The sequence below is a fragment of the Archaeoglobus sp. genome, assembly GCF_017656475.1.
GTDB lineage: Archaea > Halobacteriota > Archaeoglobi > Archaeoglobales > Archaeoglobaceae > Archaeoglobus.
In genome coordinates, this window is record NZ_JACDNT010000046.1 from 1 (window position 1) to 10,863 (window position 10,863).

The following is a 10,863-nucleotide window of genomic DNA, read 5'->3' on the forward strand; positions in this document are numbered from 1 at the left end:
GCAACACTTTTGGCGGCATTTGTGCAAGAAGTTCATTCGTATTCATATGACCACCGTTAGTTGCATGAAAGCGGGACGTTTGTTCTTATTTGTTGCAGTGAAAACAAAGGAAAAGTGGCCGCCAACTCCGCCCCCGCTGGGACTTCATGCCAGTGCGGCCAGACAAACAGCCGGCTGGTTAGTCCCCGCGTCGGCGACCTCCAACCGGCCAGACACCTTGGGCTTATTGTAGGGGCGTGTCCGCCCTCTCGCTAAAAGCTCCCTCTGCGGTGGCGTGTCCGCCCTCCGAGTAAAGCCATCTCACGGCGCGCCCCCGGCTTCATAAGGGTCTGCCAAGGCCGTCGCTCGACGGCATCTGTCCAATGGGGCCGGCCCCGTTCTCGCGGTGATTTCAGCATGATTATATGAAAGTCCCTGTGGGAGTGGGAGGGCTGCACGTGGCAGCCTGCTCCCCGAGGATTATTATATACATACGGCAACGTCGACGTCGACATGAAAGAGGGACGGGTTGGTCTACCCTTCTCCCTCAATAGTATTATGCATTAGGGTCTTACTCCTGCTAAAAGTATGCACGTGGATGTATGCTCTCATAATAGCAAGAGGTGAGGCCTTTGCAAAATAATATACTCTCTGCATATCAAGATATACATCATGGATACCGCATGCAGCCATAAGCACAGCAGGGGCTAACGCCTCGGCGGCTATCCCCTTCTTACGATGGAGGTCAGCATTATATACTCGCGAGTATATCCTCTCCGCTTCTTTTATTATATATTTAGGTAGATGGAGGTTAGCGGCTATGCGTCTTATCTCGCTGAGAGTATAGTTTTTGGTGTCGTCGCCCGTACCTGTCCATTTAAATCTTACGTTCTCTATATCATGCTTTGCCTGTATTTGGTCGTGGTGGGCCGGCACTTCCTCGTAGCCGTAAACGTAGCCGCAGACGGGGCAGTAATATTCTCCTCTCGCAGGGTCAAAATAGATGGAGGTGGCGCCACAGATAGGGCAACGCTCACCCATACAACATGGCCTCCCGGTCGTAGTTGTGCGCCGGCTTCTTCCCACTGAGCTTTGCCTTTATATCTGCAACTATAGCCTGCTGTATGGTAGTCATCTGACCGTGTTCGAGGAGTACGTCATAACGTAGAACCTCGGCGAGATAGTTGGCGTCGGCGATGCTGATTGTTGCGGCGGCGTAGTGTTCATCGTTGTGGTAGATATAGAATTTGAAGCCGTCGTGACCGGCGGTAACTTCGAAGTGGTGGTCGTCAAGCATATAATCGAAAACTTTTGTTTCTTCCTTGAACGGAGTAAGAAAGATTGCCTCTACTGCAAGACTAATTCTTTTTGCTAAAAGTAGAACGTGCTCACTGTCTATTTCTATCCTCGCGTAGTGTTCGCCATTTTGGACGTAAAAGATAAAGTCACCGCTCACGATTACGCCTTTCTTTTTGTTGATTTTAAGCGGCTCTTTACACACCTCTATTATTTCTTTCCCGTTCCGCTTCGAAAAGACGGGCCTATATTCCAACACCTCCATTATTTTCACCTCCGCAAGAGTGATTTTAGCGGCTGATTTGAATAGAGACTATTTCAGTCGAGCAGGCCAACAACGAAAAGTTCGGCGGCAAGTAAGAGTGGATAAATGAACAATGCATACGCTGCAACAAAGATGAAGCGCTGCCAGAAGCCGGTCGGGTCGAGCCATGCCCAGAGGGCGAACGCTGGGAGTGCTGGAGGGATGGCGATGGTAAGGAAGGCCAGTAGCAGAAGGATATTATCTCCTTTTCTCTTTATTCGCCTGGATGCGAGCATCCCATCACCTCCTTTTTAATTAATCCTTTCTCAACGAGGTAATTATATAACTTAATCAGCTTGCGCGGGGCGTCCATTCTGTTCTTCAGCTCAAGGGCAGGGTCGAACAGCTCTTTTAGCATCACCTCCTCATCTGGTACTATTTCATATAAGCGCAGGCCGCCCTTCCAGTCGTAGATAGTGAGGCCGTCGCGGTTGCGGTCGAACACATACAGAATGAAGCCTGCCGGGCGCTGGTTCTTGCCAAGCTCTACGCGCTCGTTACGCTGAAAGCCGCCGCTCACGTCGATGGCCCAATACGTATCCTGTCGTATATTCGTCACAAGCCAATGCGAGTGGCCGACGATGACGCGTTCTATCTCCTTTCTGCCGAGTTCACGCTGGCGCCTGTTGAGCCAGTTAAGCTTTTTCCATGTATTGCGTAAAAAGTCATAGCTGACAGGGTAGTAGTCGCTGCCGCCGTAGCCATGTTCAATAAGGGCCCAGTGCTGCTTTTCCTCATCGCCCAAATTCATCACGAGCTGGTGGCCAGCATAGTAGGCGTCGAGGCCGAAGGAGCGGAGCTTGTCGGCCAGTTCCCATGCGTAGTTGTCGCCCTTGTGGTTGTCGTGGTTACCTTTTATTACGAAGTACTGGACAGGAGCGATTTGGCTTAGTTCGTTGTGCAGGTCAAGGAGGTGGGCTGCCGCGTAAAGGACTTGAATGTTGCCTTTGTTGAAAATATTTTTTGCTTCCTGCCCGCGGAAGATGCCGCGCCCTGCCACCGTGTCACCGTTTAGGACGACGGTTATCTGCTCTATTCTCACTTCGTCGTTTACTTCGTTCAGCTTCAGTATGAGATTATTTACTGTGCTCTTGTACGTTTCAAGCATGACGTTTTCGTCGCCAAAGTGCAAATCGCTGATGACTATTGTTGCGGTCGCACTGTTAGCAAATGTATATGGGGCAACTATATCTCCATCAAGAAAAACGTCGCTTAGGTAAATTGCTTCAGTATCGGCTCTGATATTTTCATCTGAAAGCACAGTTCGGGCTTTTTCTTCGTCTATAAGCCAAACATAGGTGTTATCCCTATCTACAAGGCCCATTTTGCGGAGCTCTGAAATCCTTGCCCTGAGAGACTTGCGGGGGTAGCCGGTTGCGTCGCAAAGGGCGGCCCTTGTGATTTTACCACCCTCCTTAAGAAGGAGGGAGAGTATTTTACGGTGGCTGGGTTTAAGATGCATGGCATCACCGGAGTAAATTATACTTTCCCCTATATAAGCTTTTCGCCGAAAAGGTTATATAGTGGGAACGCAATTATATCTCCGAAAAATTCCGGAGGTGGATGCCGTGGTAAAGAAGATTTCCGACTTCCTTGAAAAGGAGCATAGGGACGACAGAACAGTAGTCAAGAGCCCCGCCGTTATCGGCGAGGTGATAGCCATCGAAGATGCGCATTTCAGGCAGGGGGACAACGGGAAGCCGTACGTCAGCGTTTACTTCCACTACTACAACGACGTAGAAAAAACACCTTATTGCTGGAATACGTCGAGTAGCGTCATCATGGACCAGATACGCAAGCTTAAAGACAAAGGCGCTTTTAATGACGGCGAGCCAGTTCTCGCGCTGGTGGGGAAGCGGAAGAATAAGGCAGGGCTGTGGTATTACACTCTACTCGACCCGGACGATGAGCCGGTCAGCGAAGAGGAGTGAGCGCGCGACGCTTTCTTTTCTTTACCCTCATCTCTCGGAGGTGATGGTATGGAATTCGAAGTGGACGGGATTGTATTTTCGAACGAATACATGCCACCTGGTGTAAAGAAGTTCCCTCACATCGACGGCTACGCACAGTTTTTAGTCAATTATCAGAAGATAAAAAGCAAGGTCTGGCACGTGGTCGTAGAGCGCAAATACGACGGAACGAACATCAGGCTCGTGAACTGGGGCGATAAAGTATATGTGCTCACCCGCAAGCAGGCCGCGGAAGATAGGTTTATGAAACTCCTCCACGAGGCATTCGAGAACAATCCTCACCTAATTAAACATATAAAGCGATTCCGCCGGCACTGGGGCGACGGCTCATATCTGGTCGGCGAGCTCGTGAGCGGGAAGATAAAAGCGCCGTATACCGGCCAATTTCAGGCGTCGAACCTTATTTTATTCGAATACTGGGATAACAGTACAGGACACTTCGCGCCGTGGAGGATAACCTCCTACCTCGACCCTACTTTACCTGAATTCCGCCTACGCTTCGTGCCTGATGAAATAAGTAAAGACCTTATGCGCCAGCTCGCAGAGACAGCGTGGCTAAGGGACTATGAAGGCTTTGTTGTGAAAGCAATCGACGATTATGGCCGCATAATTTTACGCGGTAAGGTAAAGCCAATACACTTCAATTACCCGACCCATGAAGGTCAGCTCTATGCGAAAAGTAAGAAGAAGGTGAGTAAGAAAGGAAAGGGCAACGTTGCAAGCGAGGAGGAGGTACTAGAAGCGATTCATAAGGTCAAGCTGAGGCTGTCGCCAGAAGAGTTCATCAATCCCAAAGTAGCTATGCCGGCGATTGCGGCTGAGGTAAAAGAGGAGTATGGGAAAGACCTTCCGCGGGCCGCGTATAGGTTATATCTAAGCGTTGTGGAGGCTGAGCTATGAATACGAAGCAAAAAATAATTACAGCGCTGTATCTTATTTTTGCTTTTGTCGTCGGAGTGATTGTGGAAGCAAAGCTAATCGCCCTTGGGCTCGGGCCGGTCTTCGTAGGTTGGGCGCTCGGCGCTTTCGTTTCAATCGTGTATATCGAAGGGTGGCCTGACTTAGAAGATGAATGGTTAGGACTGATATTGTGGTCGTGTCTGCCGTTCGCCTGGCTCGTTGCGAAAACAATATCTATCTTGCCTGAAAGGAGGGAGATAATATGACACCACAGGACGAGCTCGTGGACTTTCTGAAAGGCCTCTACGCTGAGGCCCTCGATATCGTAGAGCTGAAAAACACCGACTACGCGACCGACGACGACCCGCTTTCGAACTTCCGCCTCGTGGAAAGTCTTGGCATCGTCGAAACAGAAAAGGCCATTTTCGTCAGGCTGAGCGACAAGTATGCCCGGCTGGCGAACTTTTTGAAGCGCGGCGACTTCGCTGTTAAGGACGAGCGCGTTGAGGACACGGTGAAAGACCTCATCAACTACGCCGGAATTCTCCTCTATGCAATAAAGAAGCGTAAGAAAGATGAGGAAGACGAGGGTGAACTATTTGACTACAACGTCGGGTGAGGAGAATGAAGGAAAAAGAAATAGGGCTGATAACAAAAGACATCGTGGATAAGTGGAAGCAGATAAAAAGACACCTCGACAGGGCAGATTATTTCTTCCACATCGCCGACTCCATGAGGGCGCGTGAGGAAGTCAGGCAGGCACAGGAACTGATAAAGCAGATTGAGCGAGAGCTCAAGACCGCGCCGCGCGTGCGCATCGAACTGGAAGAAGAAAAAGAAGAATGAGTTTTTTTATTTTTTGCATATTCCAAAATACTAATATTCTCGAAGAATTAGCGTGAAACTTCCACGCCACTTGTAGCGTGTTCACGTGAACTTTCAAGCGTTCATGTGAAAGAAAAGTTTGTGGGGTGCTTTTACTCCTCACAAACTTTCCTGATGAACTCTTCAACATTGTCTCCGTCGATGTTGTTCAACTGCGTAAATGCCTCGAGCATTGTCCGTATTAGTCCACTGTGCTTGACACCTGTTACTTTTGCGAGTGTGGGGGCTATCTGACCCCACCAGAAGAAGGGGGTCCTTATCCCTTCTTGACATAGTAGTTTCGTTGCTTTTATGATTGCGTCCTTAAACTCCCCGTAGTCCATTAGTATATATCTGTCTGCTACGAGCCAGGGCTTTGCGGCCACGACGTGGTTTGTTAGAGCATCTATCTTTACTTGGGACTTTGGCAACCAATTTAACTGTGTCCTACCGTTGTAGTCGTTCTTGGCGACGAGCACGTAGTTCTTGCCCCATCCGGGAGGGCATATTATACAGGCTCCCCCCTTGCCCTCTAAGTTCACTTCTTCGCCTTCTTTGATAGACTGCAAATTGTCTTTCAGTAGTCCCTTGCGGAACAGGTAGCACTTTGGCACCGCCACGGCCTTTTCAGTCTCTTTCAAAACCGGGAGAGAGGCTATCTTCACGTACCCCATCTCCAACACCTCCGTGTTGTCTTCATCATATATTATGCACTTATCCTTTATAAACTTTTCGATTGCAATAGCATCAAATCAATCGCTTCGTCTATCGCTTCGAAGAGCTCTTCTACACTGTGTGCATACTTCTTAAATACCTCCACCTTCCAGACCATCGCCGCAAAGCCTCCATCATCGCCACCAAATCCCTGATACTTTACTGCGACGATGTACTTCTTGCCCCCCTTTTCGACGAGGTAAAGCTCTTTGAAAGGAGCCACCTCCTCTTTGTCGAGAACTTTCGTCTCAGCGCTGAACCGAGGGACGCTTCCCATCATAAATTTTTCACAGACAATATCCATCCCGGCCATCACAACCACCTCTATTGTGTTCTTCACTATCTATTATGCTCTCAACCTTTATAAACTTTTCGGTCAAGCATAGATGGGTGGGATGAATGTGATAGATGGATATGTTATTTATCAGAATAAATTATTATATATATTATATTTAGCTTATGCGTTCAGCCCGGGTCAAAACCCTATACTCTTTACTCTCCCTCTTAGAAATTAATTATTAATATAATAATTTATTCTGTAAAATAAAGCAATAACAAAGCATAGAGGCTGCAGGCGCAGTGAGAGAAAAGTTTTTAAATAAAATATCAAAATATAATCTGAGGTGAACTATGATGGGCAGACCGAAGAAGTACCCGGGTGGAGCGAAGGTGATGACCATAAGCACGGATGAAAAGACGATAGAAGAGTTCGAGCGCAGGCGCCTGGCCAAAGCTATGACCCGCGGCGAATACCTCCGCTGGCTAATGGACAGGGTGAAAGAGTGAGGCGAGGACTATGGCTCGCCGGGCTGAATACATCGACCCGAAGATAATCACTGCCGTCATCGAGGGCAGCGTGAAGGCTGAAATGGACGCAGCAAGGGGGCGGCAGAGCTACGGAAAGCTAATAATGTCCCTCTGGGCCGTCCACAAAGGCGACGTCGTGGACAAGATGAGGCTTGAACAGCTGGAGAAAGAAAATGCCGAGCTGAAAAAGCTCGTTGAAGAGATGCGCGCGCAGATAGAGCAACTGCAGGCGCGGCTGGATGGGGAGTCGGCATATAGGGTAAAGAAGCAGAAACAGATTGAGGCGATGCGGGCAGAGTTCGCCGACGTGCTGAAGCCGGGCGAAAGAATCAAGATGGTCTATCTGTTCCGCCGGCTCGGTGTCCCGCCAGGGGACGGAATGAAGCACAAAGCGGAAACGTTGATAACCAACTGGTTCAACGAGGCTGAGTACCGCGGGGAGCGGGCGCTCATCTCCCGCGACCTTGGGCTGGTCATCTACCCAGACACTCAGCGGGGAGTATTGGGATGGACCGTCAGCCGGCTGGAATAATCCTCTTTTTTACTCTTTCTCTTAGAAATTAATTATTAATATAATAATTTATTCTGTAAAATAATGTATTTGTCGGAGACGAAGGGGTGAAGATAATGCGGATAGAAAAGTTTATAAAAGATAAATGCATAATAGATATTGACAAACATGATGGAGGCGATTGAGATGGAGAGGAACGGCTGGAAAATCGCAAAGGTGGAGGAGTTCCCGAGCGGGGCCCGGCGCTTCTATGCCGAGCACCCCGACGGTAGGAAGGCAGTTTTCGTTATTTACTGCGACGGATGGATGGGCGACCCGGTTATTTATCGCCGGGCGCCGCAGACAGACGGCCTGCGCAGGCCCGGCCTGATTCTCTTCCTTAGAAAGCTCGCTGAGGGGGTGAGCGCATGACGTTCGCTCCTTCCCACTTTGATTACCGCGGCTTCAGGCTCTACCACTGCCAGCCCGACAAGTGGGTCGCTGTGAACATCAGCAACGACGGCTGGCCGGTTGGCGAGGTCGTCATGACCTGGCACGGCTATTATGACCACGATGAGCTGAAAAGAGACCTCGACGAACTCATTGAGGAGGGGTGCCTGTGAACGAAATTCCCGACGTTCTCTATTTCTATGATTTCCTCATAAGAGAGGAGGAGCTTACACCCTGGCATGCAGGGCTTGTCGTTAAAACCTTCCTTGCAGCACGGGAGCACTTCGGCGGCGACCCTTCAGAGCAGGATATTACTACAATTGAAGAATATATTACTTCATTACCCAACTGGAAAAAAGGAATTTTTATTACGGCAATAACAAGTTGGCGTAAGTTCACTGCGCTCGGGGAGAAAGCCCGCCGCTCAGATGCTCGCGTATCTCTGCAACTCGTTGGCTATCTCCTCGGAGGCGTAAACAGGCTACGTGTGCTGCGGTGGTACAAATGGTATTGTTTAGATAGAAAAATACCGATGCAAGTATTAGCGACACCATATGGAGGCAAAATTTACCTCGTGCCTGTCGATTTCTACAACTACGCAAAGCGCATGAAAGAGGAGGACGACGCCCGCTGGCTCCCAAACCCGTTCAAGGAGGGGGGATGACGATGGGCCGCCCCGCCACTACTTTCGAATACTTCCAAAAAGAGCTCGCCCGGTATGGGCTCGACCTTAAGCGCGTGCGCGTTGGGAGAGGATTTTTTAATATCTACCGCGGCGAAAAGCTCGTCTTTACGGCCCGCGACTACCGCGAACTGCGGGCCTTTCTCCTCGGCCTCGACTACCTTAGTCAGGCTGAGAAAAAGAGTATGGGGGGGGTGAACGATGGTAATGAGGCTGAAGACATATAGGTATGAGATAGCCGTCCCTCCTGAGCTGGAGGAGTTCGCGCAGTACCTCCTCAGGCTCGGGTATAAAGAAGAGACTACTGCAAAGACTATAGAGGAGGTCAGAGCTATTTTAAATGGGCGTCCTCTCGATACAGGGGCGCCTTCGACAACAAAGCGGCGTCGCAATGCTTGGCGTCGCTATAAAGAATTCCTCGCCCTGCGGGGCGAGTAAAACAGAGGGGGTGACGGGGCGTGGCTAAGGAGTTTGATATTGCGGAAGCAAGAAGGAGGCTTGAGGAAAAGAAGAGGAAAACAAAATGGTGGCAATTTCGTCGTAGATTGAAATTGATGCAGGCAGAGCGTATCTTGGAAAAGCTTGAAGCATTGTCATATCTAGGCGTCGAGATCACATTCATAGAAGAGGAGGAGCGTGATAGCTGTGGCTAAAGAACTTCTCGTAATCAAACGTGACGATGACGGACTTGAGATGGGTGTGGTAAAGCTCTACGAAATCGAAACAAACGAGCTTGAGCAAATTAAGGATTGGTTGTGGGAAGTCTTTCAGGAGATACAAGAAGAACTTGCTCAGAGATACAATTATGAAGAAAGTGGGGATGACATGGAAGACGATTGGAACGAGGATTATTGGGATGACATAGTGCCAGAGTGGGAAGTTGCCCCAGTGGAAAAGGAGCGTGATGCCCGTGTCAGCTGACCCCTCCTATTTTATCCTTTCAGAAAGTACGTCCCTCGACGACCTGCCGGATAAAATTAAAGAACATATTATCGCCGCGACGAATAGCGACTACACCCACCGCGACAACTCGCTCCACGTGACCGAGCTCGTTTACTGCCTGCGGAAGGCCTATTACCGTCGCATGGCGGAGAAAGAGGGTGAAAAGGAGGAAAAGGGTATAAAGCAAAGGTGGTATCTCTATCGCGGCATCGTCTTCGACGAAGCGTGGACTGGCCTTTTCGCCCGCAACCAAGTCCGCGTCACCCACCGCGTCAGGAACGGGCCGACTATCGTAGGTCGGATTGACTTTATAGACGACGACGGGACGCTATACGAGCTGAAGACAATAAGCAACGACTACGCCATCCGCGACGGCCCGAAGCCGGCACACGTGAAGCAGGCGCTCTTTTACGCCTGGATAGAACAGGCGCCGCGGGCAAAATTGGTGTATGTTCACCTCGGCGGCGTCCACATCTTCGAACTTGACACTCGCCTTGCTGAGCAAGTTGTCGAGGGGATTGAACAGAAAGCGGTCGAGCTGTGGCGGGCCCTTAAGGAGGGCCGGCCCCCTGGGCCGCATAACGAGCCGTGGGAGTGTAAATACTGTGAATTTAAAGAAATATGTATGATTGATGACTTGCCATAACGGCCTTTCTTTTTTTATTTAGACAGAAAAGTTTATAAAGGATAAGTGCATAATAGGTAATGAAGACAAACATGGAGGTGAGATGCAATGAAGGCGAACGAACGCCTCGCCGACGCCTTTTCCCTTCTTGACCTCTCCGAGCGCCTGCTTGATGAGATAGAGACCGCGCCGCTCGGTGAACTGCCTAGAATTATCAGTTTACTCAAAAAGAACGTCCGCGACGCAAAAGCGCTGATAAACGACGCCGAGGCTGAGCTTGACAACGTGGTCAAAGAAAGTGCTCGGCGCGAGGTAGAAGATTTAGTTATATACGATGAGTGGGCCGGTAGAAATGAAGAGTTGTTGAAAGAAATAAGTAAAATAAACAAATCATTATAAATCATTTGTATATTTTTCTCTTCCTTTTTAGCAGTGCGGCAATTGCGAGGATGGTTGAGGCTATCACGGCGAGGTTTTCATGCGTAAATGGCTTTTTTACGTCGTGTGGGTCGAAAAAATAGCCTTCCTTTATTTTTTCATCGATTATAATAAATATAATTAGCCATATAAGAGAAGGAATAAACATATGTTTTAAAAGGAAAATAAAGACTAATACTCCGACCATCCACCACCAGACGCGTTTTTTCCAGTTTTTCAGCGGACGGTAGCTCTTTAAGTCAACCACACTTAGCCCTCCAGCGGTTCGATGCAACATCTCTTTTTTACTTTGTGGCCGCAAAAATGAACCTGCATCCTCAGCGCATCTGGGTAAACCGTTTTTAGATTCTCAACCAGCACCCTAATCTCTTCCTCGGTGAACCCCGTCGCGTCGAAGCGCTC

The 10,863-nt window shown here is 49.3% G+C and carries 23 protein-coding genes; 16 read left to right on the forward strand and 7 right to left on the reverse strand.

What is annotated here, in order from left to right:
• Nucleotides 1–513: 513 nt before the first annotated feature.
• The 4 genes from H0Z19_RS10340 to H0Z19_RS10355 are packed head-to-tail and all read right to left on the reverse strand — an operon-like array spanning nucleotide 514 to nucleotide 3,041.
• Nucleotides 514–1,020, reverse strand: coding sequence for a TFIIB-type zinc ribbon-containing protein (locus tag H0Z19_RS10340; protein ID WP_290726363.1), 507 nt, complete (start codon nucleotides 1,018–1,020; stop codon nucleotides 514–516).
• On the reverse strand, nucleotides 1,013–1,540 hold the full coding sequence (locus H0Z19_RS10345) for a hypothetical protein (RefSeq protein ID WP_290726365.1): 528 nt from the start codon (nucleotides 1,538–1,540) through the stop codon (nucleotides 1,013–1,015). The genes H0Z19_RS10340 and H0Z19_RS10345 overlap by 8 nt, the downstream gene beginning before the upstream one ends.
• 53 nt (nucleotides 1,541–1,593) lie before the next feature.
• A complete protein-coding gene (locus tag H0Z19_RS10350; protein ID WP_290726366.1) occupies nucleotides 1,594–1,815 on the reverse strand; it encodes a hypothetical protein in 222 nt (73 codons plus the stop codon).
• Nucleotides 1,794–3,041, reverse strand: coding sequence for a winged helix-turn-helix transcriptional regulator (locus tag H0Z19_RS10355; protein WP_290726369.1), 1,248 nt, complete (start codon nucleotides 3,039–3,041; stop codon nucleotides 1,794–1,796). Before H0Z19_RS10355 ends, H0Z19_RS10350 begins: the two co-directional genes overlap by 22 nt.
• Before the next feature lie 106 nt (nucleotides 3,042–3,147).
• On the opposite strand from H0Z19_RS10355, the gene H0Z19_RS10360 reads away from it, so the two are divergent.
• The 5 genes from H0Z19_RS10360 to H0Z19_RS10380 are packed head-to-tail and all read left to right on the forward strand — an operon-like array spanning nucleotide 3,148 to nucleotide 5,295.
• Entirely contained in the window at nucleotides 3,148–3,510 is a 363-nt protein-coding gene (locus H0Z19_RS10360; protein WP_290726371.1) for a hypothetical protein, read from the forward strand.
• Between the two features lie 48 nt (nucleotides 3,511–3,558).
• Entirely contained in the window at nucleotides 3,559–4,449 is an 891-nt protein-coding gene (locus H0Z19_RS10365; RefSeq protein WP_290726373.1) for an RNA ligase family protein, read from the forward strand.
• A complete protein-coding gene (locus tag H0Z19_RS10370) occupies nucleotides 4,446–4,715 on the forward strand; it encodes a hypothetical protein (protein ID WP_290726375.1) in 270 nt (89 codons plus the stop codon). The genes H0Z19_RS10365 and H0Z19_RS10370 overlap by 4 nt, the downstream gene beginning before the upstream one ends.
• Nucleotides 4,712–5,068: a hypothetical protein gene (locus H0Z19_RS10375; protein ID WP_290726377.1), complete on the forward strand. Its 357-nt coding sequence runs from the start codon at nucleotides 4,712–4,714 to the stop codon at nucleotides 5,066–5,068. The genes H0Z19_RS10370 and H0Z19_RS10375 overlap by 4 nt, the downstream gene beginning before the upstream one ends.
• A 5-nt stretch (nucleotides 5,069–5,073) precedes the next feature.
• The gene (locus H0Z19_RS10380) at nucleotides 5,074–5,295 is read left to right on the forward strand and encodes a hypothetical protein (RefSeq protein ID WP_290726379.1); all 222 of its coding nucleotides are present in this window, start codon (nucleotides 5,074–5,076) and stop codon (nucleotides 5,293–5,295) included.
• A 131-nt stretch (nucleotides 5,296–5,426) separates the two neighbouring features.
• Here H0Z19_RS10380 and H0Z19_RS10385 read toward each other — a convergent pair whose 3' ends face one another.
• Nucleotides 5,427–5,987: a hypothetical protein gene (locus H0Z19_RS10385; protein ID WP_290726380.1), complete on the reverse strand. Its 561-nt coding sequence runs from the start codon at nucleotides 5,985–5,987 to the stop codon at nucleotides 5,427–5,429.
• A 47-nt stretch (nucleotides 5,988–6,034) separates the two neighbouring features.
• The gene (locus tag H0Z19_RS10390; protein WP_290726382.1) at nucleotides 6,035–6,367 is read right to left on the reverse strand and encodes a hypothetical protein; all 333 of its coding nucleotides are present in this window, start codon (nucleotides 6,365–6,367) and stop codon (nucleotides 6,035–6,037) included.
• A 290-nt stretch (nucleotides 6,368–6,657) separates the two neighbouring features.
• Between H0Z19_RS10390 and H0Z19_RS10395 the strand changes: the two genes are divergently transcribed.
• The 11 genes from H0Z19_RS10395 to H0Z19_RS10445 all read left to right on the forward strand — a co-directional run bounded on the left by H0Z19_RS10395 (nucleotide 6,658) and on the right by H0Z19_RS10445 (nucleotide 10,422).
• Nucleotides 6,658–6,813, forward strand: coding sequence for a hypothetical protein (locus H0Z19_RS10395; protein WP_290726384.1), 156 nt, complete (start codon nucleotides 6,658–6,660; stop codon nucleotides 6,811–6,813).
• Between the two features lie 10 nt (nucleotides 6,814–6,823).
• Nucleotides 6,824–7,366, forward strand: coding sequence for a hypothetical protein (locus H0Z19_RS10400; protein WP_290726385.1), 543 nt, complete (start codon nucleotides 6,824–6,826; stop codon nucleotides 7,364–7,366).
• A gap of 147 nt (nucleotides 7,367–7,513) precedes the next feature.
• Complete coding sequence (locus H0Z19_RS10405) at nucleotides 7,514–7,756, forward strand: hypothetical protein (protein ID WP_290726387.1); 243 nt, start codon at nucleotides 7,514–7,516, stop codon at nucleotides 7,754–7,756.
• Nucleotides 7,753–7,947: a hypothetical protein gene (locus H0Z19_RS10410; RefSeq protein WP_290726389.1), complete on the forward strand. Its 195-nt coding sequence runs from the start codon at nucleotides 7,753–7,755 to the stop codon at nucleotides 7,945–7,947. The genes H0Z19_RS10405 and H0Z19_RS10410 overlap by 4 nt, the downstream gene beginning before the upstream one ends.
• A complete protein-coding gene (locus H0Z19_RS10415; protein WP_290726391.1) occupies nucleotides 7,944–8,438 on the forward strand; it encodes a hypothetical protein in 495 nt (164 codons plus the stop codon). Before H0Z19_RS10410 ends, H0Z19_RS10415 begins: the two co-directional genes overlap by 4 nt.
• Nucleotides 8,439–8,440: 2 nt before the next feature.
• Nucleotides 8,441–8,683: a hypothetical protein gene (locus H0Z19_RS10420; RefSeq protein ID WP_290726393.1), complete on the forward strand. Its 243-nt coding sequence runs from the start codon at nucleotides 8,441–8,443 to the stop codon at nucleotides 8,681–8,683.
• Nucleotides 8,658–8,894, forward strand: a complete 237-nt coding sequence (locus H0Z19_RS10425) for a hypothetical protein (protein ID WP_290726395.1) — start codon at nucleotides 8,658–8,660, stop codon at nucleotides 8,892–8,894. Before H0Z19_RS10420 ends, H0Z19_RS10425 begins: the two co-directional genes overlap by 26 nt.
• 20 nt (nucleotides 8,895–8,914) lie before the next feature.
• Nucleotides 8,915–9,109 (forward strand): hypothetical protein, encoded by a 195-nt coding sequence (locus H0Z19_RS10430; RefSeq protein ID WP_290726396.1) that lies wholly within the window; start codon nucleotides 8,915–8,917, stop codon nucleotides 9,107–9,109.
• The gene (locus H0Z19_RS10435) at nucleotides 9,093–9,377 is read left to right on the forward strand and encodes a hypothetical protein (RefSeq protein ID WP_290726398.1); all 285 of its coding nucleotides are present in this window, start codon (nucleotides 9,093–9,095) and stop codon (nucleotides 9,375–9,377) included. The genes H0Z19_RS10430 and H0Z19_RS10435 overlap by 17 nt, the downstream gene beginning before the upstream one ends.
• On the forward strand, nucleotides 9,361–10,044 hold the full coding sequence (locus tag H0Z19_RS10440) for a PD-(D/E)XK nuclease family protein (RefSeq protein ID WP_290726400.1): 684 nt from the start codon (nucleotides 9,361–9,363) through the stop codon (nucleotides 10,042–10,044). Before H0Z19_RS10435 ends, H0Z19_RS10440 begins: the two co-directional genes overlap by 17 nt.
• An 87-nt stretch (nucleotides 10,045–10,131) precedes the next feature.
• Nucleotides 10,132–10,422, forward strand: a complete 291-nt coding sequence (locus H0Z19_RS10445; RefSeq protein ID WP_290726401.1) for a hypothetical protein — start codon at nucleotides 10,132–10,134, stop codon at nucleotides 10,420–10,422.
• A gap of 1 nt (nucleotide 10,423) precedes the next feature.
• Here the strand turns inward: H0Z19_RS10445 and H0Z19_RS10450 are convergent, their stop codons facing one another.
• Nucleotides 10,424–10,708 carry a hypothetical protein gene (locus H0Z19_RS10450; RefSeq protein WP_290726403.1) on the reverse strand — a complete coding sequence of 95 codons (285 nt, stop codon included), beginning with the start codon at nucleotides 10,706–10,708 and terminating at the stop codon, nucleotides 10,424–10,426.
• Between the last annotated feature and the right edge of the window lie 155 nt (nucleotides 10,709–10,863).